The 26,055-nt window shown below is 72.7% G+C and carries 19 protein-coding genes, 1 tRNA gene and 1 pseudogene; 14 read left to right on the top strand and 7 right to left on the bottom strand.

What is annotated here, in order from left to right; genetic code table 11:
* The first annotated feature begins 343 nt into the window (after positions 1–343).
* Together AC5677_RS14600 and AC5677_RS14595 are read left to right on the top strand one after the other, a co-directional pair.
* Entirely contained in the window at positions 344–1,777 is a 1,434-nt protein-coding gene (locus AC5677_RS14600; protein WP_497195471.1) for an NAD-dependent malic enzyme, read from the top strand.
* A 327-nt stretch (positions 1,778–2,104) separates the two neighbouring features.
* Entirely contained in the window at positions 2,105–2,386 is a 282-nt protein-coding gene (locus AC5677_RS14595; protein WP_030069353.1) for an HU family DNA-binding protein, read from the top strand.
* A gap of 170 nt (positions 2,387–2,556) precedes the next feature.
* Here the strand turns inward: AC5677_RS14595 and AC5677_RS14590 are convergent.
* A pseudogene (locus AC5677_RS14590) lies at positions 2,557–2,811 on the bottom strand (HAD-IA family hydrolase); the annotation flags it as partial.
* Positions 2,812–3,221: 410 nt separating this feature from the next.
* Complete coding sequence (murA, locus tag AC5677_RS14585; protein ID WP_497195470.1) at positions 3,222–4,589, bottom strand: UDP-N-acetylglucosamine 1-carboxyvinyltransferase; 1,368 nt, start codon at positions 4,587–4,589, stop codon at positions 3,222–3,224.
* Between the two features lie 296 nt (positions 4,590–4,885).
* On the opposite strand from murA, the gene AC5677_RS14580 reads away from it, so the two are divergent.
* Together AC5677_RS14580 and AC5677_RS14575 are read left to right on the top strand one after the other, a co-directional pair.
* Entirely contained in the window at positions 4,886–5,557 is a 672-nt protein-coding gene (locus tag AC5677_RS14580) for a YqgE/AlgH family protein (protein ID WP_497195469.1), read from the top strand.
* 198 nt (positions 5,558–5,755) lie between these two features.
* Complete coding sequence (locus tag AC5677_RS14575; protein ID WP_497195468.1) at positions 5,756–6,436, top strand: hypothetical protein; 681 nt, start codon at positions 5,756–5,758, stop codon at positions 6,434–6,436.
* Between the two features lie 44 nt (positions 6,437–6,480).
* Here the strand turns inward: AC5677_RS14575 and AC5677_RS14570 are convergent, their stop codons facing one another.
* Positions 6,481–7,428 (bottom strand): LysR family transcriptional regulator, encoded by a 948-nt coding sequence (locus AC5677_RS14570; RefSeq protein ID WP_497195467.1) that lies wholly within the window; start codon positions 7,426–7,428, stop codon positions 6,481–6,483.
* Between the two features lie 131 nt (positions 7,429–7,559).
* On the opposite strand from AC5677_RS14570, the gene AC5677_RS14565 reads away from it, so the two are divergent.
* The 6 genes from AC5677_RS14565 to AC5677_RS14540 all read left to right on the top strand — a co-directional run bounded on the left by AC5677_RS14565 (position 7,560) and on the right by AC5677_RS14540 (position 16,734).
* Positions 7,560–8,741, top strand: coding sequence for an MFS transporter (locus tag AC5677_RS14565; protein ID WP_497196622.1), 1,182 nt, complete (start codon positions 7,560–7,562; stop codon positions 8,739–8,741).
* Positions 8,728–9,021 (top strand): DUF3039 domain-containing protein, encoded by a 294-nt coding sequence (locus AC5677_RS14560; protein WP_026169910.1) that lies wholly within the window; start codon positions 8,728–8,730, stop codon positions 9,019–9,021. Before AC5677_RS14565 ends, AC5677_RS14560 begins: the two co-directional genes overlap by 14 nt.
* A gap of 94 nt (positions 9,022–9,115) precedes the next feature.
* Complete coding sequence (locus AC5677_RS14555; RefSeq protein ID WP_497195466.1) at positions 9,116–10,864, top strand: beta-N-acetylhexosaminidase; 1,749 nt, start codon at positions 9,116–9,118, stop codon at positions 10,862–10,864.
* Positions 10,865–11,155: 291 nt separating this feature from the next.
* On the top strand, positions 11,156–12,052 hold the full coding sequence (locus tag AC5677_RS14550; RefSeq protein ID WP_497195465.1) for an FAD binding domain-containing protein: 897 nt from the start codon (positions 11,156–11,158) through the stop codon (positions 12,050–12,052).
* A gap of 73 nt (positions 12,053–12,125) precedes the next feature.
* Positions 12,126–14,246, top strand: a complete 2,121-nt coding sequence (locus tag AC5677_RS14545) for a 2Fe-2S iron-sulfur cluster-binding protein (protein ID WP_497195464.1) — start codon at positions 12,126–12,128, stop codon at positions 14,244–14,246.
* A 154-nt stretch (positions 14,247–14,400) separates the two neighbouring features.
* A complete protein-coding gene (locus tag AC5677_RS14540) occupies positions 14,401–16,734 on the top strand; it encodes a xanthine dehydrogenase family protein molybdopterin-binding subunit (RefSeq protein ID WP_497195463.1) in 2,334 nt (777 codons plus the stop codon).
* Positions 16,735–17,204: 470 nt separating this feature from the next.
* Here the strand turns inward: AC5677_RS14540 and AC5677_RS14535 are convergent, their stop codons facing one another.
* The 4 genes from AC5677_RS14535 to AC5677_RS14520 form a co-directional block, all read right to left on the bottom strand.
* Positions 17,205–17,492 carry a hypothetical protein gene (locus AC5677_RS14535; RefSeq protein ID WP_497195462.1) on the bottom strand — a complete coding sequence of 96 codons (288 nt, stop codon included), beginning with the start codon at positions 17,490–17,492 and terminating at the stop codon, positions 17,205–17,207.
* 246 nt (positions 17,493–17,738) lie between these two features.
* Positions 17,739–18,185, bottom strand: coding sequence for a hypothetical protein (locus tag AC5677_RS14530; protein ID WP_497195461.1), 447 nt, complete (start codon positions 18,183–18,185; stop codon positions 17,739–17,741).
* A gap of 126 nt (positions 18,186–18,311) precedes the next feature.
* Positions 18,312–18,386, bottom strand: a tRNA-Cys gene (locus AC5677_RS14525).
* Between the two features lie 130 nt (positions 18,387–18,516).
* The gene (locus AC5677_RS14520) at positions 18,517–20,076 is read right to left on the bottom strand and encodes a hypothetical protein (protein WP_497196621.1); all 1,560 of its coding nucleotides are present in this window, start codon (positions 20,074–20,076) and stop codon (positions 18,517–18,519) included.
* A 342-nt stretch (positions 20,077–20,418) separates the two neighbouring features.
* Between AC5677_RS14520 and AC5677_RS14515 the strand changes: the two genes are divergently transcribed.
* The 4 genes from AC5677_RS14515 to AC5677_RS14500 all read left to right on the top strand — a co-directional run bounded on the left by AC5677_RS14515 (position 20,419) and on the right by AC5677_RS14500 (position 26,013).
* Positions 20,419–21,933 carry an MFS transporter gene (locus AC5677_RS14515; RefSeq protein WP_497195460.1) on the top strand — a complete coding sequence of 505 codons (1,515 nt, stop codon included), beginning with the start codon at positions 20,419–20,421 and terminating at the stop codon, positions 21,931–21,933.
* Between the two features lie 459 nt (positions 21,934–22,392).
* The gene (locus AC5677_RS14510) at positions 22,393–24,189 is read left to right on the top strand and encodes a DEAD/DEAH box helicase (protein ID WP_497195459.1); all 1,797 of its coding nucleotides are present in this window, start codon (positions 22,393–22,395) and stop codon (positions 24,187–24,189) included.
* 289 nt (positions 24,190–24,478) lie between these two features.
* Entirely contained in the window at positions 24,479–25,120 is a 642-nt protein-coding gene (locus AC5677_RS14505; RefSeq protein WP_497195458.1) for an IclR family transcriptional regulator, read from the top strand.
* A 107-nt stretch (positions 25,121–25,227) separates the two neighbouring features.
* On the top strand, positions 25,228–26,013 hold the full coding sequence (locus AC5677_RS14500) for a S16 family serine protease (RefSeq protein WP_497195457.1): 786 nt from the start codon (positions 25,228–25,230) through the stop codon (positions 26,011–26,013).
* Positions 26,014–26,055: the final 42 nt, after the last annotated feature.

Raw genomic sequence — 26,055 nt, 5'->3', positions numbered from 1 at the left:
CGTCGCTACGAGCGACCACTTGCCGCGAGGCGAGCATGGCGGGCCGGTGTCATCAAGCAGTCTGCGGGCGTCTCTCCTCCGGGAGGGGCGCCCGCAGTCGTTTCGCCGCCGAGGCTTCTCGGCCGCCGGGTCCTTGCCGAAAAGTGCCTTGCCGCGATCGGGGAGGGGGGTTCCGCTCACCCCATGCTCTCTCGTATGGTGGAAATGTCTTTCCGAATTTTGTAGCTGGTTACCGTGTACCGGCTGGTAGGTGGGACGATCGGACAACGCGCTCCGTACTTGGGCATCCCCGGGTCACGGAGCCGCATAGAGAGAAAACAAGGGAAAGCAGAGGAAGTCGGCCATGGCAACGGCGCCCAGCGTCTCGTACTCGATGACGGTTCGGCTGGAGGTCCCGGCCAGCGGGACCGCGGTCAGCCAGCTCACCACGGCCGTGGAGTCCTCCGGCGGGTCCGTCATCGGCCTCGACGTGACCGCCTCGGGTCACGAAAAGCTCCGGATCGACGTCACCATCGCCGCCACCTCGACGGCGCACGCGGACGAGATCGTCTCCCAGCTGCGCGAGATCGTCGGCGTCACGCTCGGCAAGGTCTCCGACCGTACGTTCCTGATGCACCTCGGCGGCAAGATCGAGATGTCGTCGAAGCACCCCATCCGCAGCCGTGACGACCTCTCGATGATCTACACCCCCGGGGTCGCCCGGGTCTGCCAGGCGATCGCCGACAACCCCGAGGACGCCCGCCGCCTGACCATCAAGCGCAACAGCGTCGCGGTCGTCACCGACGGCTCCGCCGTCCTCGGCCTCGGCAACATCGGCCCCAAGGCCGCCCTGCCCGTCATGGAGGGCAAGGCGGCCCTCTTCAAGCGCTTCGCGGGCATCGACGCCTGGCCGCTGTGCCTGGACACCCAGGACACCGACGCCATCGTCGAGATCGTCAAGGCCATCGCCCCCGGCTTCGCCGGCATCAACCTCGAGGACATCTCCGCCCCCCGCTGCTTCGAGATCGAGGCCCGGCTGCGCGAGGCCCTGGACATCCCCGTCTTCCACGACGACCAGCACGGCACCGCCATCGTCGTGCTCGCCGCCCTCACCAACGCGCTGCGCGTCGTCGGCAAGAAGATCGAGGACGTACGGGTCGTGATGTCCGGTGCGGGCGCCGCCGGCACGGCCATCCTCAAGCTGCTGATCGCGGCCGGCGTCCAGCACGCCGTCGTCGCCGACATCCACGGTGTGGTGCACGCCGGCCGCCCCGACCTGGTCGACGCCGACCCGGACTCGCCGCTGCGCTGGATCGCCGACAACACCAACCCCGAGGGCATCACCGGCACCCTCAAGGAGGCCGTGGTCGGCGCGGACGTCTTCATCGGCGTCTCCGCCCCCAACGTCCTGGACGGCGACGACGTCGCGAAGATGGCCGAGGGCGCGATCGTGTTCGCACTCGCCAACCCCGACCCGGAGGTCGACCCGGCCATCGCCCGGCAGACCGCCGCCGTCGTGGCCACCGGCCGCTCCGACTTCCCGAACCAGATCAACAACGTCCTGGTCTTCCCCGGCGTCTTCCGCGGCCTGCTCGACGCGCAGTCCCGCACGGTCAACACCGAGATGATGCTGGCCGCGGCCGGCGCCCTCGCGGACGTCGTCCTGGACGACGAGGTCAACCCGAACTACATCATCCCCAGCGTCTTCAACGACAAGGTTGCGGGCGCGGTGGCCGGTGCGGTACGGGAAGCGGCCAAGGCCGCCGACCCCGATGTGACAGCCGCCACGGCCCTCTGAGTACGGCGCGTCGCGTGACTTGCCGTCCCTGGGCCCCCCATAGGCTGGCGGTCGGCAAATGACCGCCACCCTGTGGGGCGGCCCGGAGCGGCGCGCTACGGAGCGTCACCATGACGCGGCAGTGGGGCTTTCGTGTGACCCTCCAGGGTTCCGGATTGGCTTTAGTCCCGCAGGTAGGGGCAGGATGCGTAATCGGGCGCGAGGGTCTGGCAGCAGACCCGGGTCCGGGGACTGTCCGAGGGCCCTGGCAGCATCGGCTTCGCTGTGCCTGATACGCGGCACGCCGCAGGGCACGCCCATTGGCAAGAAGAACACGGGAGTACAAACATGAACCGCAGTGAGCTGGTGGCCGCTCTGGCCGATCGCGCCGAGGTGACCCGCAAGGACGCCGACGCCGTTCTGGCCGCCCTCGCCGAGGTGACCGGCGAGATCGTCGCCAAGGGCGACGAGAAGGTCACCATCCCCGGCTTCCTCACCTTCGAGCGCACCCACCGTGCCGCTCGCACCGCGCGGAACCCGCAGACCGGCGACCCGATCCAGATCCCGGCCGGCTACAGCGTGAAGGTCTCCGCGGGCTCCAAGCTCAAGGAAGCCGCCAAGGGTAAGTAAGACCCTCGGCAGCACCGCACGAAGCCATGAAGGGCGGCCATCCCACTCCGGGGTGGCCGCCCTTTTGGCTGCGGTGGCCGGCCGTCGGACCGCGTCACGTTCTCCCAGGGGCCGGGCCGTAGGCCGGACACCGCCCGTACGGGCCCTGTGGCCGCCTCTGCGGCGCCTCCTCAGGCCGCCGGGGTGAACGGGAAGTCCGACAGGTCAATGTCCTCCAGAGAGGCCACCACGGCCGCACGGGGACCGGGCACGATGCCCGGCATGCTCGGTACGGCCGGCAGCCGGCAGCCCGCGGTTGGGGCGGCGGCCGCGCCGGTGGGGGTGTCCTCGACGGCCAGGCAGTGCGCCGGATCGACGCCGAGGCGGGCCGCCGCGGCCGGACAGGGGTCGGGGTACGGCTTGCCGCGCGGCCAAGGCTCGTCACCCGTTCCCCGCCGCCGCCCCGGGAATACCTCTCCGCGCCCCCGAGTTGTGGCCCCGCAGGGGGCCCTCGCACCCCCTAGGGGGTCTGTTCGACCACACCGTAGGGGCCCGCAACGGCCGGTGACGCACCGTCAGACCACGGGCGGGCGGGTGCGGTTCTGCGGAGGGGGCGCGGGGGAGTTGCGTACGTGCCGGGGACGCGCAGCGGCGGGCCGTTCCGTCGCACTCGCAACTCCCGGCGCTCCTCGGCCTGGCGACGGCGCCGCCGCTGCGTGCAGCCGGGCCACCGGCCGTTCGCCGTCCGGCGAGGGCGGCCGTCGGTGCCGTCGCCGCGCCGTCCGGACCGTACGGCTGTGGGCCGGGCCCCCGGCGGCGGCCCGGCCCACAGTGCGGCCTCGGTGTGGTGCGGGGCTCAGCCCGCCGCACGGGCGGGCTCGGCCCGCGGCGCTCCGTTCGGCAGTTCCACATGGGCGCCCAGCTCGACGAGCTTCTCCATGAAGTTCTCGTAGCCGCGGTTGATCAGGTCGATGCCGTGGACGCGGGACGTGCCCTGCGCCGCCAGCGCGGCGATGAGGTACGAGAAGCCGCCACGCAGGTCGGGGATGACCAGGTCGGAGCCCTGGAGCTTGGTGGGCCCGGAGACGACCGCGGAGTGCAGGAAGTTGCGCTGCCCGAAGCGGCAGGCGGAGCCGCCCAGGCACTCGCGGTAGAGCTGGATGTGCGCGCCCATCTGGTTGAGGGCGGAGGTGAAGCCGAGGCGGGACTCGTACACGGTCTCGTGGACGATCGACAGGCCCGACGCCTGCGTCAGCGCGACGACCAGCGGCTGCTGCCAGTCGGTCTGGAAACCGGGGTGGACGTCGGTCTCCAGGGCGATGGCGTTGAGCGAGCCGCCCGGGTGCCAGAAGCGGATGCCCTCGTCGTCGATCTCGAAGGCGCCGCCGACCCTGCGGAAGGTGTTCAGGAACGTCATCATGGAGCGCTGCTGGGCGCCCCGGACGTAGATGTTGCCCTCGGTGGCCAGCGCGGCGGACGCCCAGGAGGCGGCCTCCAGGCGGTCCGGGAGGGCGCGGTGGGTGTAGCCGTCGAGCTTGTCGACACCGGTGATCCGGATCGTCCGGTCGGTGTCCATGGAGATGATCGCGCCCATCTTCTGCAGTACGCAGATGAGGTCCTCGATCTCCGGCTCCACGGCGGCGTTCGACAGCTCGGTGACGCCCTCGGCCAGAACGGCGGTCAGCAGCACCTGCTCGGTCGAGCCGACCGACGGGTACGGCAGCCGGATCTTGGTGCCGCGCAGCCGCTGCGGGGCCTCCAGGTACTGGCCGTCGGCGCGCTTCTCGATCGTCGCACCGAACTGGCGCAGCACGTCGAAGTGGAAGTCGACCGGGCGGCCGCCGATGTCGCAGCCGCCCAGGCCCGGGATGAAGGCGTGGCCGAGGCGGTGCAGCAGCGGGCCGCAGAAGAGGATCGGGATCCGCGAGGAGCCGGCGTGCGCGTCGATGTCCGCGACGTTGGCGCTCTCCACGTGCGACGGGTCGAGGATCAGCTCGCCGGCCTCGTCACCCGGCCGGACCGTGACGCCGTGCAGCTGCAGCAGGCCGCGCACGACGCGGACGTCGCGGATGTCGGGCACATTGCGCAGCCGGCTCGGGCCGCTGCCCAGGAGGGCGGCGACCATGGCCTTCGGCACGAGGTTCTTCGCACCGCGAACCCGGATCTCGCCCTCGAGCGGGGTGCCGCCGTGGACAAGCAGTACGTCGTCAGTAGAGACGGTCATGGATCTCGCGTTCCTGGAGACGGGCAGGGCCAAGCAGAAATGGTAAGGGCGCCGGAGGGCGGGTCCGTAGGGCCGTGCACCGATTAGGCAGGTAATGGCCTTGTCACAACACGCTCCGCCACGATCCGGCTTTGATGCGTAATCGCCTTTTGGCCGAAAATGCCGCCGAATGTCTCGAATGGGCCATCTGTTCTTTGCCTCGTGCGCCGGGGCTGCCGCCGTACGCCCTGCCCTGCTCTGTCGCCGTTCGGGCCGTTGACTCCCCGCTCCGGGCCGAATTGCGGGATCATGTGGCCATGACCGAGGTGTCCTCGCTCACAGGGCGGCTGCTCGTCGCCACACCCGCGCTCGCCGACCCCAACTTCGACCGCGCGGTCGTGCTGCTCCTCGACCACGACGAGGAGGGGTCCCTCGGCGTGGTCCTGAACCGCCCCACACCGGTCGGTGTGGCGGACATCCTTGCACCCTGGGCCGAGCTCGCCGGTGAGCCGGGGGTGGTCTTCCAGGGCGGCCCGGTCTCGCTGGACTCGGCGCTGGGCGTCGCGGTGGTGCCCGGCGGGCCGTCCAGTGAGGGCGGCGTCGCCTCCGCGCAGAGCGGTGCGCGGGCCGGCGGCGGCGATGCGGAGGTCGGGGGCGCGGCCGCCGCGGACACGGACGACCTGCCGCCCGGCGACGAGCCGCTGGGATGGCGCAGGGTGCACGGCGCGATCGGCCTGGTCGATCTGGAGGCCCCGCCGGAGCTGCTCGCGGCCGTCCTCGGCAGCCTGCGGATCTTCGCCGGATACGCGGGCTGGGGCCCCGGCCAGCTGGAGGACGAGCTGGTGGAGGGCGCGTGGTACGTCGTCGAATCCGAGCCGGGCGACGTCTCCTCGCCCGATCCGGAGCATCTGTGGCGCGCGGTGCTGCGGCGCCAGCGCAATGAACTGGCGATGGTCGCCACCTATCCGGACGACCCCTCGCTGAACTGAGCCCGGCCCTGGGTCCGGTCCCCGGGGCCGGTCCCCGCCCGGCCCGTCGCCCGCGCCGTCCGCGCCGGACGGGGCATCCGCAGCCTTGTTACGGGTTCGTCATGGGGAATTGTCGGACCCCGTCGCTATGGTTCGGGATACAGGGGACGGTGCGCGGGCGCGACGGCGCGGCCGCGCGGAGACGAACGGGGGAGCGCCATGCACAGGCCGAGCGTGCCCGAGGATCTGGACCATCCGGAGCGGCTGTGGGCGCGCGCCGCGACGCTGTCCGTGGTGGCCGCGGCCATGGACGACTGGGACGACTTCTCCTGGGGACCGCTGGGGCTGGAGTGCACGAACGGCGGCGGTGCCTACTGGTGGCGCCTGAAGCTGTACGACGGCGGGCGCGCCCTGCTGTGCGGCCAGGATGCGGACGGCAGCTACACGCACAACGGCAAGCGGCAGATCGACTTTCTGGCCGGCGGCCCCCAGTGGCTGCCCTGGAAGCGGATGCGCTACGACGCCGAGGGCAATCTCTTCGGCTTCGTCTACTGGTGGCAGGACGGCGCCTGGTCCCGCGCCCCGTACCCCGAGTCGATGCCGGACGACGGTCTGGAGATGGCCCTGAGCTGGGCCGGGACGGGTGACGACGCGATCGAGCGGATCGTCGAGGACCTGGTGGCCGTCACGGAGACCGAGGTCGATCCGGTGGCCGCGGTCCGCGCGTTCATAGCGGCCGCCGAGGCCCGTACGGTCGGTGCGGCGGACATCGCCGCGCTGCTGGACGCGGTCTGCGATCAGGATTCCTGGTACGCGGTGCGTCCGGAGGCGGCGCTGGCGTTCGCGGTGGAGCTGGGCCTGACGGCGGGGGACCGCGGCGGGGTGCCGGTGGCGTTCTAGGGCTTGCCCGATGGGTCATGGCCGGGCCCGCGGCCCCATCGGCCTTAGGGCTTGCCCTGGGCCGCGGGCCGTGGCGCCGGTGGCCGTCGCGCCACGGCGAGGAAGCGCTCGGCCAGCGGATGGGCGTCGCGGCCGGGCAGGACCAGATGCACGGGCACCGGCGGCGCGTTCTTCAGCCGTACGTACCGGATCCCGGGGTGGGTGTGCCGCCGGGCCACGGGCTCCGGGGCCACCCCGATGCCGTGCCCGGCGGCCACCGCCTCCAGCCATTCGTCGAAGTTCCCAGCGGTGCAGGCGAGTCGGGGGCGCCGTCCCTCGGGCCACAGCTGGGGCCGGGTGCTGCCGGTGACGGTGTTGACCACCAGTGGCAGCCCGGCCAGCTCGGACCAGTCCAGCACCCGGCGACGGGCCACGGCGCGCACGGCGTCCGCCGACGCTGTCCGCAGCGGCGTACGCGCCAGGGCGGCCACCCGCGGCTCGCGCAACAGGACCGTGGCGCGCAGCCCGGCGTCCTGGGGGACCTCGCCGCGCAGTACCGCGACATCGCACTCCCCGCTCTCCAGGCCGGCCAGCGGGGTGTCCCGGCGCACCAGCCGCACGCCGGCGCCGGTCGCCGCCGTGAAGTCCGCGGTGAGCGCCGTGCAGACGTCGGGCAGCAGCGAGGTGAAGCCCAGCCGCAGGGTCGCCTGTCCGGCGGGCGAGCGGAGCGCGGCGGCCAGCCGGGGGAGCAGCGGGGCGAGATCGGCGTAGAGCCGGCGGCCCGCGTCGGTGAGCTCGACGCGCCGGGTCGTACGGTCCAGCAGCCGGACGCCGAGTGCGCCCTCCAGCGCCCGGACGGCCCGGGTCAGCGTGGGCTGGCCGGTCCGCAGCCGGTCGGCGGCATGGGTGAAGCTGCGCTCCTCTGCGACGGCCAGAAAGCCACGCAGATGGCGTAGCTCGATGCCGTCGAGGTCGTGCCCGTACCAGCTGTCGAGGGGGCTGCCGGCATTCATGCTGCCCCAGCATAAATGCACCCCACGGGCATTTCACCGACCATCCGGAGACTTCCTACGTTTCCCGTGTTCGGTTCACCCCGGGGCCGGGGCTTCCCCGCCGCCCCGGACGATCAGGGGAGTTGAGTGCGGTGCGCAAGGTGTGGCTGCTGACGCTGGGGGCTTTCACCCTCGGCCTGGACGCGTATGTGATGGCGGGGTTGCTGCCGGCCATCGCGCACGACATCGGCACCCGGGTCGCGTCGGCGGGCCAGCTGGTCACGGCCTTCACCCTGGCGTATGCGATCGCCGCACCGCTGGTCGCCGGGCTGCTGTCGGCCGCCCGGCCCCGCGCGCTGCTCCTGGCCGCGCTCGCGGTCTTCACCCTCGGCAACGCCGTCACCGCTCTCGCGCCCTCGTTGGCGGCGCTGCTGGCCGCCCGGGTGATCGCCGGCGCCGGGGCCGGCGTCTACTCGGCCCTGTCCACGGCGGCCGCCGCCGCGCTCGCCCCGGACGGGCGGCGCGGGCGGGCGCTGGCCCTGGTGATGGGCGGGATGAGTGCGGGCACCGTACTGGGCGTGCCGATCGGGGTGCTGCTGGCCGAGCACACCGGCTGGCGCGCCACGCTGTGGCTGGTGACCGCGCTGGGCGCCCTCGCGCTCGGCGGACTCGCGGCCCTGCTGCCGCAGATACCCGCCGCCCCCGCCGTGCCGCTCCGCGCCCGGCTGGCGGCCGTCACGGACCGCGCCGTGGCCCCCGTGGTCGTGGTGTCCTTCCTGGCCGCCGTCGCCAGCCTCGGCCTGTACACCTACCTCGCGCCCGTACTGTCCGCCGCGGGCGGCGTCGGCGAGGTGACCCCGTATCTGTGGGCCTGGGGCGCCGGCGGGGTGCTGGGCAGTGTGCTGGCCGGGCCGCTGGTGGACCGTACGGGCCGGGTCCGGGCGCTGGTCGGCGGGGTGCTCGTGGTGATCGTCGCGGCACAGGCGCTGCTGCCCACGCTGGCCGCCGCGGCGCTGCCCGGTGCGGTGGTCGCGCTGGTGGCGTGGGGTGCGGCGGGCTGGGCGTTGCAGGTGCCCCAGCAGCACCGGCTGCTGGCGCTGAGCGCGGACCGCGGCACCATCGCGCTCGCCCTGAACAATTCGGCGCTCTATCTGGGCAGCGCCGTCGGCTCGGCGCTGGGCGGACTCGCGCTGGCCACGGGCATGCCGCCGTCCGTGCTCCCCTGGGCGACGGCCGGCGTGGCGGCCCTCGGATGCGTCCTCCATACGGGGACAGGCCGACGCTCCCGGGTTGCGGCGGGCGTGGGTACCCTTGGCAGTTATGAGCACTCTTGAGCCCGAGCGCGGGGCAGGTACGGGGACCCTCGTAGAGCCGACACCGCAGGTGTCGCACGGCGACGGCGACCACGAGCGCTTCGCCCACTACGTCCAGAAGGACAAGATCATGGCGAGCGCGCTCGACGGCACGCCCGTCGTCGCGCTGTGCGGGAAGGTCTGGGTGCCGGGGCGCGACCCCAAGAAGTACCCGGTCTGCCCGATGTGCAAGGAGATCTTCGAGTCCATGGGCGCCGGTGGCGACAAGGACAAGGGCGGCAAGGACGGCGGCAAGAAGTAGCCGGTCCGCTCCCGCGGTCCTGCCATACGGCTCCGGTGCGCACATCCGCGCATACCGGGGCCGTAGGCGTCTGTGTCATGGCAGGTTCGGAGCCATGACACAGAGCGCCACGCCAGACGGAGCCACGTCACATCGAGCCACATCGCATCGAGCCACGTCACATCGAGCCACGCCCGATACGGCACACACGGCAGACCCGGCACACCCGCCACGCACGGCACCTGCGGACCTGCTTCCCGCGCCGCGGCGCCTGAACTGGACGCCGCCCGCCCGGCAGCTCTTCCCCCTCGACCACGAGACGCTGCTCGATGCCCGGCCCGGCACCGAGGGCACCGCACGCTGGATGCGGTCCACGATCGGCGCGGCCACCGGGCTGCCGCTCGCGCCGGGCGCGGACGACGACAACCGCATCGTGCTCGCCATCGACCGGACACTGGCGCCCGAGGGTTACCGCATCACCGTGGACGGCCTGGCGGTCCGGATCGACGGCGGCGGCGCGGCCGGGGTCTTCTGGGGCGCGCAGACCTTCCGGCAGCTGCTGGGACCCGAGGCGTTCCGCAGGGCGCCGGTCGTGGAGCGGGACGCGTGGTACCTGCCGATGGTCGTCGTCGAGGACGCGCCGCGGTTCGCCTGGCGCGGCATGATGCTCGACGTCGCCCGCCACTTCCTGCCCAAGGACGGCGTGCTGCGCTACCTCGACCTGCTCGCCGCCCACAAGCTCAACGTCCTGCACCTCCACCTCACCGACGACCAGGGCTGGCGCATCGAGATCCGGCGCTACCCCGAACTCACCCGGACCGGCGGCTGGCGCGCACGCACCAAACTCGGGCACCGGGCCTCACCGCTGTGGGACGACCGCCCGCACGGCGGTTACTACACCCAGGACGACCTCCGCGAGATCGTCGCCTACGCCGCCGCGCGGCATATCACCGTCGTCCCCGAGATCGATATCCCCGGGCACTCGCAGGCCGCCATCGCCGCGTATCCGGAACTCGGCAACGCCGACGTCATCGACACCACCTCCCTGCAGGTCTGGGACACCTGGGGCGTCAATCCCAACGTACTGGCCCCCACTGACAACGCCCTGCGCTTCTACGAGCATGTGCTGGAGGAGGTCCTGGACCTCTTCCCCTCCCCGTTCGTCCACATCGGCGGCGACGAGTGCCCCAAGGACCAGTGGCGGGCCTCGGCCACCGCACAGGCCCGCATCGCCCAACTGGGCCTGTCCGGCGAGGACGCGCTGCAGAGCTGGTTCATCCGGCACTTCGACCGCTGGCTCGCCGACCGCGGCAGGCGGCTGATCGGATGGGACGAGATCCTCGAGGGCGGCCTCGCCGAGGGAGCCGCCGTCTCCTCCTGGCGCGGCTACGCGGGCGGGATCGCCGCCGCCCGCGCCGGCCACGACGTCGTCATGTGCCCCGAGCAGCAGGTGTACCTGGACCACCGTCAGCATGCCTGCCCCGACGAGCCGGTGCCGATCGGCTACGTCCGCACCCTGGAGGACGTCTACCGCTTCGAGCCGGTACCACCGGAGCTGACGGACGAGGAGGCCGCCCGCATCCTGGGCACTCAGGCCAACGTCTGGACCGAGGTCATGGACAGTCAGCAGCGCCTCGACTACCAGGTCTTCCCGCGGCTCGCGGCGTTCGCCGAGGTCGCCTGGGCGCGGCTGCCGCGGCCCGCCGACCGCGACTACCAGGACTTCAGCCGCCGGATGACCGCCCATTACGCCCGCCTCGACGCCCTCGGCGTCGACTACCGCCCGCCCGGCGGCCCGCACCCCTGGCAGCGGCGCCCCGGTGTGCTCGGACGCCCGATCGACGGGGCGCCCCCAAACGTGTGAGCCCGCGCCCGAGAAGGCGACCGCGCGGCCGGGGCCTGGGAGCGTGGTTGCCCCGCACCGCCGTACGGGCGATGGGCGCCCGCAAGGCGCGCACCGTACCCCGTGCGCCGCCCGCCGCACCCCGAGTGGCGGACGAATCGGACCACCGCGCCGCATGGGGACGGAACGCCGCTTCGCGGACCCTCCCGCCGTGGGGCCGGGAAGATGTGCCAGAGTTGCCACGTCCGGGCCGTGAGCACGTACCGTACGGCGGAGCGGAACTGCCGGGACACCGGGGAAGGGGCAGCTGGCTTGACCACCCATGCACCGCAGGCGTCACCAACGGTGACATTGCCGGCCTCGCTCGACGAGGCGGTGGCGGCGCTCACCGCCATGCCCGCCGCCGTTCCGGTCGCGGGCGGTACGGACCTCATGGCGGCCGTCAACGCCGGACTCCTCAGACCCGCAGCCCTGGTGGGCCTCGGCCGGATCAGCGAGATCCGCGGCTGGCAGTACCAGGACGGCCATGCGCTGCTCGGCGCCGGCCTCACCCTCGCCCGTATGGGGCGCCCCGACTTCGCCGCGCTGATCCCCGGCCTGGCCGCCGCCGCCCGCGCCGCCGGACCCCCGCAGATCCGCAACGCCGGGACGCTCGGCGGCAATATCGTCACCTCCGCACCCACCGGCGACACGCTGCCGGTGCTCGCCGCCCTCGAGGCGACCGTGATCATCGCCGGACCGGGCGGTGCGCGCCGCGAGATGCCCGTCAGCCACCTCCTGGCGGGCCGGGAGATGCTGCATCCCGGTGAACTCGTCGGCTTCGTACGGGTGCCGCTGCTGCACGCCCCGCAGACCTTCCTCAAGGCCACCGGCCGGACGGGCCCCGGGCGGGCCACCGCCTCGGTGGCGCTGGTCCTGGACCCGGCCCGGCGCGGCGTGCGCTGCGCCGTGGGCGCGGTCGCCGCGATGCCGCTGCGTCCCCTGGAGGCCGAGCAGTGGGTGGCCTCGCTCATCGACTGGGACGGCGAACGCGGCCTGGTGCCCGAGGCCCTGGCGGCCTTCGGCGACTACGTGGCAGCTGCATGTATTCCCGACCCGGTGCCGCCGCAGGACGGTTCGGAACCCGTGCCCCTGCCGCCCGCCGCGCTGCACCTGCGCCGTACGGTGGCGGCCCTGGCCCGCCGCGCACTTGGGAGGGCGCTCTCGTGAGCGAGCGTAGTGAGCGAACCATCAGGAGGTGCGCGCCTCGCGAATGCGGGGCCGCGCGAAGCGAGGTCTCGGCATGAGTGACGACAACCGCCCCCCGCAGCAGCCGCACCCCGAACAGGGCTGGCAACCACTCCCGCAGGGCGGCGAGTACGAGTCGGAGGCCACCGCCTTCGTCCAGCTCCCGGAAGGCTTCACCACCGGCGTCTACGGCGGCGTGCCCGGCCGCTACGGAAATGGTTACGGCAACCCGGGCGCCGACCCGCTCGCCGCGCCCGGCCACGGCTACACCCCGCCGTCCTCCTTCACCCAGCACGCCGCCACGCCACCGGTCCCGGACGCGGGCACCGACCCGTCGTCCACCGGCCAGTGGACGATGCCGTTCGCGGACCCCTCGGCCGGATACGTCGACCCGTCCGCCGGATACCCGGCCCACTCCGGTCACTCGGGCCACTCCGGTCAGTCCGGCCACCAGGATTCCGCCGCGATCTATCAGGGCGGCGCGCCCTCGGCGGCGGAGTCGTGGGGCGGCGACCACGTGGACTGGCCGGTCGCGGGCAGCGCGGAGGCCGCCGGAGCATGGTCGGTTCCGGCCGCGGCGGACGACGGCCTGGAGGAGTCCGGCGAGTATCTGGTCGGCGATGACGGCCTCACGGGCTACCAGGGGCTGCAGGGGCAGCCGGGGCACCACCCGGAGCCCCCGGGCGCCGCCGCCTACCAGGGCGGCTACCAGGACACCTACGGCGGCCACGAGGCCCCGGCGGACGCCGGCGAGACCGGCCGCACCGGCCACTGGAACTTCTCGGCCGGGCTGAGCGCCACGACCGGCGTGCCCGCGCAGGGCGAGACCGCCGCGGACGGCCCGTTCCACGCCCCCGCCGACGATCCCTACGCGGCGGAGGGCGCCCCGGCCGACGGCCTGACGGGCGGCGGTGAAGCGGTTGACGGCGGTCCGTACGGGACGGACGCGGGCCGGGTGGACGCGCCGGCAGCTGGTGCGACCGGTCACTGGTCGCTGCCCGCCGACGCGCTGGCCCAGTGGCCGCCCGCGCAGCAGCAGGAGGCGGCTCCCCGGCCGGAGGAGGCGGCGCCGAGCATAGGTGCCGGTTCCGACGCCGATCGCTGGTCGGTCCCGGCCGCCGAAGGGGAACAGCCCGACCACTCCGGGGAATTCGCGGTCGGCCCGGCGACCGCTCCCGACGAGGGAACCGGCACCGGGGATGCGTACGGGGCCTACGAGCCCTACGGGACATACGAGGAGCCCCGGGCGGCGGCCGGCGAGGACCGCCTCGCCGAACCGGACGAGCGGACGGCCGGTGAGGCCGGCCCAAGCGCCGCCACGGAGCCGGAGCCGACGCCCGGCCCGGTGCCCGCCGAGCCCCGGCCCGAGGCCGTCACCGCACCCGCCGAAGGCCACGACGCGCCCCTGGAGGCGTCCGCACCGGCCGAACCGGCGGACATGGCCGGCCCCGCCGAGCCGGCCGACCTCACCGGCGATCCCACCGCCCCCGCCGCTCCCGCCCACGACGCTGCCGTCCCCGACACCCCCGTCCCCGACGGCGCCGCCACCCCCGACGAGCACCACCACCCCCACGACGAACACCCCGCCGCCTCCTACGTCCTGCGCGTGAACGGCACCGACCGGCCCGTCACGGACTCCTGGATCGGCGAGTCGCTGCTCTACGTGCTGCGCGAGCGGCTCGGCCTCGCCGGGGCCAAGGACGGCTGCTCACAGGGCGAGTGCGGGGCCTGTTCCGTCCAGGTGGACGGGCGGCTCGTCGCGTCCTGCCTGGTGCCCGCCGCCACCGCGGCGGGCAGCGAGGTCCGTACCGTCGAGGGGCTCGCGCAGGACGGCGTCCCTTCCGACGTGCAGCAGGCGCTGGCCGCGTCCGGCGCCGTGCAGTGCGGCTTCTGCATCCCGGGCATGGCGATGACCGTGCACGACCTCCTGGAGGGCAACCACGCCCCCAGCGAGCTGGAGACCCGTAAGGCGCTGTGCGGCAACCTCTGCCGCTGCTCCGGCTACCGCGGTGTGCTGGACGCCGTCGAGGAGGTCGTCAAGTCCCGTGCGGAGGCCGCCGAGGCCGCGCACGCCGCGGCGGAGACCGCGGCCGACGCCCCGGCGGACAAGCCCCGGATCCCCCACCAGGCGGGCCCCTCGGACCCCACCGATCCGCAGACGGGAGGCGCCGCATGAGCGGGCGCAGCACGGGGATCCCCCCGGCCGAAGTCGCCCGGCAGCAGCCGGGTGCGGGTGCCCCCGGCGTCAGCTGGAGGAATGCCCTCAGGGGCACAGTCATCGAGAGGTGCGCGCCGAGCGAGGGCGAGGCCGGGCGGAGCGAGGTTTCGGCATGAGTGGCACGACAGACGGCGCCGGCGCCGCCACCGCGACCCCCGCGGCGAGCGTCCCGATCCCGCCGGTGGAGCCGCCGCCGCGCGGCCTGGGCGTCTCGCTGCCGCCCGCGGACGCGCCGGCCAAGACCGAGGGCACCTTCCCGTACGCCGCCGATCTGTGGGCCGAGGGGCTGCTGTGGGCCGCGGTGCTGCGCTCGCCGCACCCCCGCGCGCGGATCCTGTCGATCGACACCAAGCACGCGGCCGAGATGCCGGGCGTCCGCGCCGTCGTCACCCATGAGGACGTCCCCGGTGACGCGGGGCACGGCCGGGGCGTCGCCGACCGCCCGGTCTTCGCCAAGGATGAGGTCCGCCACCACGGCGAGCCGATCGCCGCGGTGGCCGCCGACCACCCCGACACCGCCCGTCTGGCCGCCGCCGCCATCACCGTCGAGTACGAGCTCCTGGACGCCGTCACCGACCCCCAGCTGGCCTTCGAGGCCGAGCCGCTGCACCCCGACGGCAACCTCATCCGGCACATCCCGCTCCACTTCGGCGACGCCGAAGCGGTCGGCGAGGTGATGGTCGAGGGGCTCTACCGGATCGGCCGCCAGGACCCCGCCCCCATCGGGGCCGAGGCCGGACTCGCGGTGCCGCGCCCCGACGGCGGTGTGGAGATCTACACGGCCTCCACCGACCCGCACACCGACCGCGATCTGGCCGCCGCCTCCTTCGGCCTCGAACCGGACCGCGTCAAGGTGGTGGTCACCGGCGTCCCCGGTGCCACCGCCGACCGCGAGGACCCCGGCATCCAGCTCTCGCTCGGCCTGCTGGCGCTGCGTACGGGCTGCCCGGTCAAGCTCGCCGCCACCCGCGAGGAGTCCTTCCTCGCGCACGCCCACCGCCACCCCACGCTGCTGCGCTACCGCCACCACGCCGACGCCGACGGCAAGCTCGTCAAGGTGGAGGCGCAGATCCTGATGGACGCCGGTGCCTACGCGGACACCTCCGCCGAGGCCCTGGCCGCCGCCGTGTCCTTCTCCTGCGGCCCGTACGTCGTCCCGCACGCCGTGATCGAGGGCTGGGCGGTACGAACCAACAACCCGCCCTCCGGCCATATGCGCGGCGAGGGCGCCATGCAGGTCTGCGCGGCCTACGAGGGCCAGATGGACAAGCTGGCCGCGCAGCTGGGGCTGGAACCGGACGAGATCCGGATGCGCAATGTGATGGCCACCGGCGATCTGCTGCCGACCGGCCAGACCGTCACCTGCCCGGCCCCGGTCGCCGAGCTGCTGCACGCCGTCAAGGACGCACCGCTGCCCGAACTCCCCAAGGACGCCCCCGAAGCGGAATGGCTGCTGCCGGGCGGACCCGAGGGCGCGGGCGAGCCGGGCGCGGTACGCCGCGGCGTCGGCTATGCGCTGGGCATGGTGCACATGCTCGGCGCCGAGGGCACCGACGAGGTCTCCACGGCCACCGTCAAGGTCAGCGGCTCGGTCGCCACCGTCATCTGCGCGGCCGTCGAGACCGGTTCCGGCTTCTCCACCCTGGCGCGGCAGATCGTCCAGGAGACCCTCGGGGTCGACGAGGTCCATGTCGCGGGCGTCGACACCGACCAGCCCCCGGCCGGACCCGCCTGCCACGGCCGGCACACCTGGGTCTCCGGCGGCGCCGTCGAACGCGCCGCCAAGATGGTCCGTACCCAGCTCCTGCAGCCGCTGGCCCACAAGTTCGGGATGTCCACCGAGCTGCTCAGCATCACCGACGGCAAGATCACCTCCTACGACGGGGTGCTCAGCACGACCGTCGCGGAGGCGCTGGACGGCAAGGAACTGTGGGCCACCGCCCAGTGCCGGCCGCACCCCACGGAACCGCTCGACGACAACGGTCAGGGCGACGCCTTCGTCGGCCTCGCCTTCTGCGCCATCCGCTGCGTCGCCGACGTCGACATCGAGCTCGGCACGATCCGGGTCGTGGAGATGACGGTCGCCCAGGATGTGGGCCGGGTGCTCAATCCGGCCCAGCTGCGGGCCCGTATCGAGGCCGGCGTCACGCAGGGGCTGGGCGCCGCCCTGATGGAGAACCTGCGTACCACCCGGGGCCAGGTCCGCCACCCCGACTTCACCGGATACTCCCTGCCGACCGCCCTCGACGCCCCCGACATCCGCATCGTCGAACTCGTCGAGGAACGCGATGTGGTCGCCCCCTTCGGCGCCAAGCCCGCCAGCGCCGTCCCGGTCGTCACCTCCCCGGCCGCCGTCGCCTCCGCCGTCCGCGCCGCCACCGGCCGCCCCATCGGCCGGCTCCCGATCCGCCCGCAGGCGGCGGTGGCACAGGCCGTGCAGATGTAGCGCGGGGGAGCGGCCGCCCCTTGATCACCCCCTCCGCACCCCCTTCGGGGGATCGGGGAGGGGGTATTCGTGATCTGCCCGCCTTTGTGCGGAGGATTTCTGAGCGGCGGCGGCCCGTGGAAACCCGATGACCTGCAACGCAATTCGGTTTTCCCGTGACCGTGCGATACTTGAGACCGCGTTTCACGGGAGCGGCACGGTAATTCCGTGATGCGGCGCCGACTTCACCGGCCGGAGTGGCGGGCCCTTCGGGCGAGGTAACTCTGCCTACATCGCCGTCGGTTGATTTACCTCTTGTTTTCCCGAAGTGGAAGATTGACGCTGGATCCATGGTCTGCGTGGGGTCGCTGATACCCGACGCTGTTCGCTATTCAGGGGTGCGGCTCCAGATCAGGGGGCGGAGGCATTACGCGCAGTTGCTGCCGTTTCTGTCGTTGCGTCAGCGTTACGCCCTGCTTTTGGCCAGCTGCTCACGATCGCACGCGGGCGACATCGTAAGCACTGTGCTGAAAGGGGAATCCCGTGAGAAAGAAAATCGCGCTGAGCTTCGCCGCGGCGATTGCGCTGGCCGGAGGGGTGTCCGCCATTTCCACTACGCCGGCTTCTGCCGCTGCCCCGGAACAGAGTTGCCGGGTGTCAGGAAATACTCTGACGGGCTCGAACTTTGCACCCAATGGATCGTTCACCGTTTCTCCCGGTGGGGCGGCCGCGAAATCCTCCGCCAACGGCAGCCTCGGGCCCGCCACAGTTTCGGGCACAGGGCCGTTCTCCGTAGGTGGCACGGCCTGCACCGGTGGGGCGTCATCGGGATCGTCCGGAAGTGGCGGAGCTGCTGCCGCCGTAGCTGCCGGAGCGAGTGCGGCGCAAGCGGCGCGGAGCAAAGGCGCCTCCCCGGCGGCGGCGAAGGCGCAGGGCGTAGCGGCGTCGCAGGCCAAGGCGGCCAGCCTCGGACTGTCGCAGACAGTGATAAACCAAGTGACCAATCAGACGAATGCCACTTTGAATCAGATTGTTAATTCGCCCGGTTCGAGCATTACCAGCGCTACGGGCCAGTCGTCCGCCAGCTCGGGCACCACTCCCAGCAAGCCGACGACGCCGACTTCGCCGACCACACCGACGACGCCGACCACGCCGACCACACCGACGACGCCGACGACGCCGACGACGCCGACCACTCCGGGCACCACACCCACCACACCCACCACCCCAGGCACCACGCCGACCACGCCGACCACGCCGACGACCACGGGCACCACGCCCACGACGACGGGTACGACCGGAAACCCTCCTACAACAACGGGGAACCCGCCCACCACCACGGGCACCACGAGCACCACGCCCACCACCACGAGCACCACGCCCACCACAGGTAAGGAGTCCACGACGACGGGCACCACGGGCACCACCACGCCCACCACCACGGGCACGACCACGCCCACCACGACGACCAAGCCGGCCGGCGAGTAGTGGGCTCGTCCGAAACGGAAACCGGGACGCGAACGGCCGAGGGGCCGGCTTCCCCAGGGGAAGCCGGCCCCTCACACGCTCCTGCTCTCAGTCGCTCCTGATCGAAGCCATGGAGGCCGTGGCGGGATTCGAACCCACGTAACTCGCTTTGCAGGCGAGCCCCTGAACCACTCGGGCACACGGCCGGGTTGATGCGGTGTGTCATGACAGTACGGCGGGAGACCGGGGGTGGAGCAAGGGTTTCGGGCCGGCTGCCATGAGGCTGCAACACGGGGTTCATGAAGGGGGGGACGGCCCCTCCATGAGGCGGGGGGCTCAGGATTCCGGCGGGGTGTCCCGGACCGCGACCAGGCCGTTGAAGACGCCGACATAGGCGGTGCCGTCGGGGCCGAGGGTGATCGGGGCCCAGTTGTTGTCGTAGAGCGGCCCGGTGCCGGTCAGGCGCTTGAAGCGGGTGTGGCCGGTGCGGAAGTCGACGGCGGTCAGGTACCAGGCGTCGATGCCCAGGCGGTTGGGGTCCTTTGTGTAGAAGTAGAGGAGGCCGTTGGCGGTGGAGAGCTTGGCGACGCTGGAGGGAGCGCGTTCCTTGCTCTCCCAGACGGTGTCGCAGCCGCTGCCGTCCGGCCGGATGTCGACCCTGGTGATGCCGCCGACCACCGACTTGCCCAGGAGGAGCGAGGTGACGTTCTCGTAGCCGTAGTTGTTCTCGACGACCAGGCTGTTGCCGTAGCCGATGAGGGAGTTGTCGGTGGTGGAGGCGCCGGCGCCGAAGACCGGAACGGTGCAGACCAGACGGCCGGCGTCGGGGCCGGTGCGGCCGTAGACCAGGACGTTCATCCGGTCGTCGGCGTTGTCGGTGATGGCCACGTAGGGGTGGGCGGCGTCGCCGAGGAGGGTGGGGGTGGTGCCGGAGCCCTGGTTGATGGAGCCCGGTTTGCCGCCCGTGCCGCGGTCGTAGGTCCGGCGCCACTGGACGCGCGGGGTGCCGTCGGCGTCCGCGCGCAGGCTGTAGAGGGCGTGGTCGGAGACGATGGAGACCCCGTCCTCGGCCGCCGAGAAGCTGTTCTGGATCTCCTCGCCGGGCAGCTGGGTGGTGCGTACCGCGCCGCTGTCCGGAGCGATGGTGCCGATCCGGCCCTTACGGGTCACCCACCAGATCCGGCCGTCCCAGTCGGGCTGGACGGAGGTGACCGGATCGCATTCCCCGCGCGGGTAGAGGTTGGTCCAGCCGACGCAGTCGTGCGGGACGTACGGGGTGAGGTCCCAGTCGTCGTCGAGGGTGAAGTGCCAGGATCCGTCGGCCGCCCGGGAGTGGGACAGGCGCAGGACGTGCTGGCGGGAGTCGGCGAGAACGACCCGGTCCTTGTTGTCGAGGTAGAAGTAGGCGCCGCCCGAGGTGTCCTTGAAGATCTTGGAGAAGTCGAGGCGGGTGATGGCCTCGATGGTGGACGGGCGCTGCGGCAGTTTGTACTCGGCGAGGGTGGCCAGGCTCGTCGGGTCCAGCAGCTTGAGCCGGAAGCCCTGGAAGGTGCCGCAGACGGTCAGTATCCGGCCCGCGGAGTCGAAGGTGACGGTGGCGCACTCACCGCCCAGCGCCGCCATCTTCTCGCTGGTCACGGCCGGGTTGGCGCCGAGCGGCCCGGGGAAGGGGTGGGTGTCGCTGCTCGCACCGTCGCCGTGCATCCCGGCCCGCCCGTTGGGCGCCAGGTAGGGGTGCTGCGGCAGGGCCTGGCCGGCCGGGAGCGGGTCGGCGGTGGCCGGGGCGCCCTCGTACTGCGGGACCAGCCGGTGGCCGGGGGCGGGCGGTATCGGCGCCGCCTGCGCGGCGGGCGCGAGCGCCAGGGAGGCGGGGAGGGCGAGGAGCAGGGCGGTCAGGCCCGCACCGGCGCGCGCCCCGAGCCGCCGTCCGCGGCGTCCGCCGCGCGGTCTGCCGGGCGCCCCAAAGAGCCTTGTCTGCACAGGAGTTACCTCGTCTTCCTTCGATTGTCGGCAACGGCGGACGAGGCTAAGGCGGGCGGGCCGAGGAGTCCATGACTTCCCGGGCCCTGGCATGGAGCGTTCACACGGCTGTCATCGGCGGCCGTACGGTTTCGAGCCATCGCGCGGGAGGCCCGCCGCGCACCCCATGACCGACCGGCCGCGACTACGACCAAAGCCCGACCTCATCCCCGCCCCCGGACAGGGGCGCAGCCGGTCTACGGCTCTTACGCTTGCCCGATGACCGCTGACCACCCCCACCCGGGCGACCGCGCGGACCCCCACCCGGGCGACACCGACGTCGCCGCCCCCGGCGACCGCCCCGCCCTGCCCCGCCCCCGCCGGGACCGGGACCGTGCCGAGGACGGCGGGGTCCTGTCCCGCCCCTACCGCGCGCTGACCCTCGGCATCATCTCCGTCATCTCGCTCGTCGCCTTCGAGGCGAGCGCGGTGAACACCGCGATGCCGGTCGCCGCCCGCGCCCTCGACGGCATCGGCCTCTACGCCTTCGGCTTCTCCGCCTTCTTCACGGCGAGCCTTTTCGCCATGGCGCTGTCGGGCGAGTGGAGCGACCGGCGCGGGCCGCTCGCCCCCCTGTTCACCGGGATCGCCGCGTTCGGCGCGGGGCTGCTGATCGCGGGCGGCGCGGGAACCATGGGGATGTTCATCGCGGGCCGCGGCGTGCAGGGCATCGGCGGCGGACTGGTGATCGTCTCGCTGTACGTCGTGGTCGGCCGCGCCTACCCCGAACGGCTGCGCCCCGCGGTCATGGCCTCGTTCTCGGCCGCCTGGGTGGTGCCGGTGATCGTCGGCCCGCTGGTCTCCGGCACCGTCACCGAACACCTCGGCTGGCGCTGGGTCTTCCTCTCCATCCCCGTCCTGATACTGCTGCCGCTCGCGGTGATGCTCCCGGCGCTGCGCAAGCTGCCCCGTACGGAGCCGGGCGCGGGCCACGGCGCGCGGCAGATCCTGGGCAGCCGGCGCTGTCTGCTCGCGCTGGCCGTCGCGGCCGGCGCCTGTCTGCTCCAGTACGCGGGCCAGCACCCGTCCTGGCCCGCGCTGCTGCCCGCCGCCGCGGGGGCGGCGCTGCTGGTGCCGGCCATCGTCCGCCTGCTGCCGCGCGGCACCTTCCGGGCGGCGCGCGGTCTGCCGTCCGTGATCCTGCTGCGCGGCCTGGCCGCCGGGTCGCTGGTGGCGGCCGAGAGCTTCATCCCGCTGATGCTGGTCACCCAGCGCGGCCTGTCCGCCACCCTCGCCGGCCTCTCCCTCACCGGCGGCGGCCTGACCTGGGCACTCGGCTCGTACGTACAGAGCCGCCCCCGCCTGGAACCGCACCGCGAGCGACTGATGGCCCTGGGCATGGCCTTCCTGGCCGCCGCCATCCTCATGGTTCCCCTGGCGCTGCTCGACGGGGTCCCGGTCTGGATCGTCGCGGTGGCCTGGACGCTCGGCGGCTTCGGCATGGGGCTCAACATCTCCAGCGGCGGCGTCCTGCTGCTGAAGCTGTCCCGCCCCGAGGACGCGGGCAGCCATTCCGCTTCGCTGCAGATGGCCGACGCGCTGGGCAACGTCACGTTCGTCGGCGTGAGCGGCGTGCTGTTCGTGGCGTGCGGCGGCGGCCACATCGCGACGAGTGCGGCCCAGGCCTCGGCCGCCGCCCCGGGACACCCGGTGGCCTTCGTCGCCGTGTTCGCGGCGATGGCCGTGGTCGCGACGGTGGGTGCCTTCGCTGCGCTTCGTCTGCGCCCCACGTAGTCGGCTTGCCCGCCGTGGGGGTTTCTCTGGGTTCGCCTGCGGCGGGCTGTGGTCGCTGCGCGAGGCTGTTCGGCTGCGGGGCCGGGCCTCCGGACTCCGTCCTGCGGCCCGGCCCCTCCCCGTTGGGGGTGGGGGGAAGACGGTGGGGGTGGATGTCGATGGTCAGGTGCGGCCTGTGGATTCCGTCACAGTGAGCCGACGCGAAAGGGCCGCCCCCACCGGCCTTTTCCACCCACTCACGGGAGGGGCCACCCCGCAGGACGAAGTCCGGAGGGGTGGCACCGCACCCGACAAACCCACGCCCGCCGCAGGCGCAACGGCGACCAACCACCACGGCGGGAAAGCCAAAACTTCGGCCCAAGCAAAGCGCAGCGGAGCGGCGGGACGGCCGACAACGTGGGAGAGACCAGCCGCTAGGCTGGGCCGGTTGCCGATCGCCGACTGAGCCCGACGGAGACCGTGACTACCACCACCAGCGCCACCAACAGCCACCACCTGTCCCCGGCCTTCCCGGGGCGGGCACCCTGGGGTACCGCGAACAAGCTGCGCGCATGGCAGCAGGCGGCCATGGACCGGTACATCCAGACGCAGCCCAGAGATTTCCTCGCCGTCGCGACGCCCGGCGCCGGTAAGACGACCTTCGCGCTCACCCTCGCGTCGTGGCTGCTGCACCACCACGTCGTACAGCAGGTGACGGTCGTCGCGCCGACCGAACACCTCAAGAAGCAGTGGGCGGAGGCGGCGGCCCGGATCGGCATCAAGCTCGATCCGGAGTACAGCGCGGGCCCGTTGGGCCGCGAGTACCACGGCATCGCGATCACCTACGCCGGTGTCGGCGTCCGCCCGATGCTGCACCGCAACCGCATCGAGCAGCGCAAGACCCTGGTCATCCTGGACGAGATCCACCACGCCGGTGACTCGAAGTCCTGGGGTGAGGCGTGTCTGGAGGCGTTCGAGCCGGCCACCCGGCGCCTGGCGCTGACCGGTACGCCGTTCCGTTCCGACACCAACCCGATCCCGTTCGTGACGTACGAGGAGGGGAACGACGGCATCCGCCGTTCCTCCGCCGACTACACCTACGGCTACGGGAACGCGCTGGGCGACGGCGTCGTCCGGCCGGTCATCTTCCTCTCCTACAGCGGCAACATGCGCTGGCGGACGAAGGCCGGTGACGAGATAGCGGCCCGGCTCGGCGAGCCGATGACCAAGGACGCCATCTCGCAGGCATGGCGTACCGCCCTCGACCCGCGCGGCGACTGGATGCCCAATGTGCTGCGCGCCGCCGACCAGCGGCTGACCGAGGTCCGTAAGTCCATTCCGGACGCGGGTGCCCTCGTCATCGCCTCCGACCAGGAGCAGGCCCGCGCCTACGCCAAGCTGATCCGGGAGATCACCGGGCAGGGCGCCACCCTGGTGCTGTCCGACGACTCCGGCGCCTCGCAGCGCATCGACGACTTCTCGGGGTCCGAGGACCGGTGGATGGTCGCGGTGCGGATGGTGTCGGAGGGCGTCGACGTACCGCGGCTGGCGGTCGGGGTGTATGCGACGACCATCTCCACGCCGCTGTTCTTCGCGCAGGCCGTGGGCCGTTTCGTACGGTCGAGGCGGCGCGGCGAGACCGCCTCCGTCTTCCTGCCGACCGTCCCGATGCTGCTCGGCTTCGCCAACGAGATGGAGGTCGAGCGCGATCATGTGCTCGACAAGCCCAAGAAGGACGGGGAGGAAGACCCCTACGCCGAGTCCGAGAAGGAAATGGACGAGGCGAACAAGGAGCAGGACGAGGACACCGGGGAGCAGGAGCAGTTCTCGTTCGAGGCGCTGGAGTCGGAGGCGGTCTTCGACCGGGTCCTCTACGACGGCGCCGAATTCGGCATGCAGGCGCACGCCGGCAGCGAGGAGGAGCAGGACTACCTCGGCATTCCGGGGCTCCTGGAGCCCGACCAGGTGCAGATGCTGCTGCAGAAGCGGCAGGCCCGGCAGATCGCGCACAGCCGGAAGAAGCCGGACGCCGAGGCCGATCTGCTGGAGCTGCCCGCCGAGCGGCGGCCGGTGGTCAGCCACAAGGAGATGCTGGAGCTCAGGAAGCAGCTGAACACGCTGGTCGGGGCGTATGTGCACCAGAGCGGTAAGCCGCACGGCGTGATCCACACCGAGCTGCGGCGGGTGTGCGGCGGGCCGCCGAGCGCGGAGGCCACCGCCGGGCAGCTGAACGAGCGGATCAAGAAGGTACGGGAGTGGGCCACGCGGATGCGGTGAGCCGGCCGCTCCTCGTCTCACCCAGTGGGCGGTGCACCTGAAGACGGTGCGCCGCCCTCCGTCATTCCCGGGATCATCCGGGATGTTCCGGGCGCCCGAGCCCGGATTCTGGACGGACTCTTCCGCTGACCGGACTTGCTCGCTACTGTCCCGGTCACGCACACGCCCCGTGGCAGCGCCGCCGCGGAGCGCAGCCGGTGCCATGCGGCCGGCGGCCTCTGGGCGCACTGCATCGGGACATGCAGCGCGTCGCGCAGGAGCGCCGCCACTGAAACCAGGAGGGGGCGTCGTGACCGCGGAGACCTCCCAGACGCTTGACCGGGGACTGCGGGTCCTCAAACTTCTCGCCGACACCGACCACGGGCTGACCGTCACCGAGCTGTCCAACAAGCTCGGCGTCAACCGCACCGTCGTCTACCGGCTGCTGGCGACCCTGGAGCAGCACGCTCTGGTGCGCCGCGACATCGGTGGCCGGGCCAGAGTCGGCCTGGGAGTGCTGCGCCTGGGCCGCCAGGTGCATCCGCTGGTCAGAGAGGCGGCGCTGCCCGCCCTGCGCTCGCTCGCCGAGGACATAGGGGCCACCGCGCACCTCACCCTCGTCGACGGCACCGAGGCGCTGGCCGTCGCCGTGGTCGAGCCCACCTGGACGGACTACCACGTCGCCTACCGCGCCGGCTTCCGTCATCCGCTGGACCGCGGCGCGGCCGGCCGGGCCATCCTCAAGGCCCGCCAGGGTCACACCCAGGACGCCGGACTCGCCCTGACCCACGGGGAGCTGGAGGCCGGTGCGAGCGGGGCGGCGGCGCCGCTGCTCGGGGTGAGCGGCATCGAGGGCAGCGTGGGCGTGGTGATGCTCGCCGACACCGTCTCGGAGCGGATCGGGCCACGGGTGGTCGAGGCGGCCCGGGAGGTGTCCGAGGCCCTGCGGTGACGCCGGGGTGCCCGGGACTGCGCCGACCTGTGAAGGCGCCGTGGCCGAGTGGTGAGGCCGTAGCGCCGTAAGGGGCCGGTGGGGCTGGGGTCATTTAGGCTGGCGGGGTGTCTGCACGCGTCCGGGCCCTGGTGCTCTGCACCGCCCTCGTTCTCGCCCTCCTCCTCACCGCGGCCCTCGCCCCGCTGCCGTATTCGGTCGCCTATCCGGGAATGACGGCCGATGTGCTCGGCGCGGACAAGGGCAAACCGGTGATCACCGTCACGGGTGCCGGCACCCGCAGCACGAAGGGGCAGCTGCGGATGACCACCATCGTCGCCACCGGCCCGGACGCCTCCGTCCATCTCTCGGACGTCCTGCGCGCATGGTGGCGTCCGGACGAGGCGGCGATGCCGCGCGAGGCGGTCTATCCGGTGGGCAGCAACACCGAGGAGATCGCGGAGCACAACGCCCGGCAGATGCGGCAGTCGCAGGACACCGCCACCGCCGCGGCGCTGGGCCGGCTGGGCAAATCGCCCAAGGACATCAAGGTCAAGCTGAGCCTGGCGGACGTCGGCGGGCCCAGCGCCGGGCTGATGTTCGCCCTCGGCATCGTCGACAAGCTGGCCGGCGACGGCAAGGGCGGCGATCTGACCGGCGGCCGGATCATCGCGGGCACCGGCACCATCACCAAGGGCGGCAAGGTCGGCGCGGTCGGCGGCGTCCCGCTCAAGACCCAGGCGGCGCACCGCGACGGCGCCACCGTCTTCCTGGTCCCCCGGCAGGAGTGCGCGGACGCCCGCGCCGAGCTGCCCCGGGGCATGCGGCTGATTCCCGTCACCACTCTGGGGGGCGCGCTCGACGCCCTGAAGGCCCTCAACTCCGGGGTCAGCGTGCCGAGTTGCCCCACATAGCGGAGTTGAGGGCCCGGGTGGCGGGCGCGGTGCCCGCAGGGC

The organism is Streptomyces sp. JLSY215 (assembly GCF_059682825.1).
Note: the sequence above shows the minus strand (reverse complement) of the source record. Positions and strands in the feature narration are given on the sequence as shown.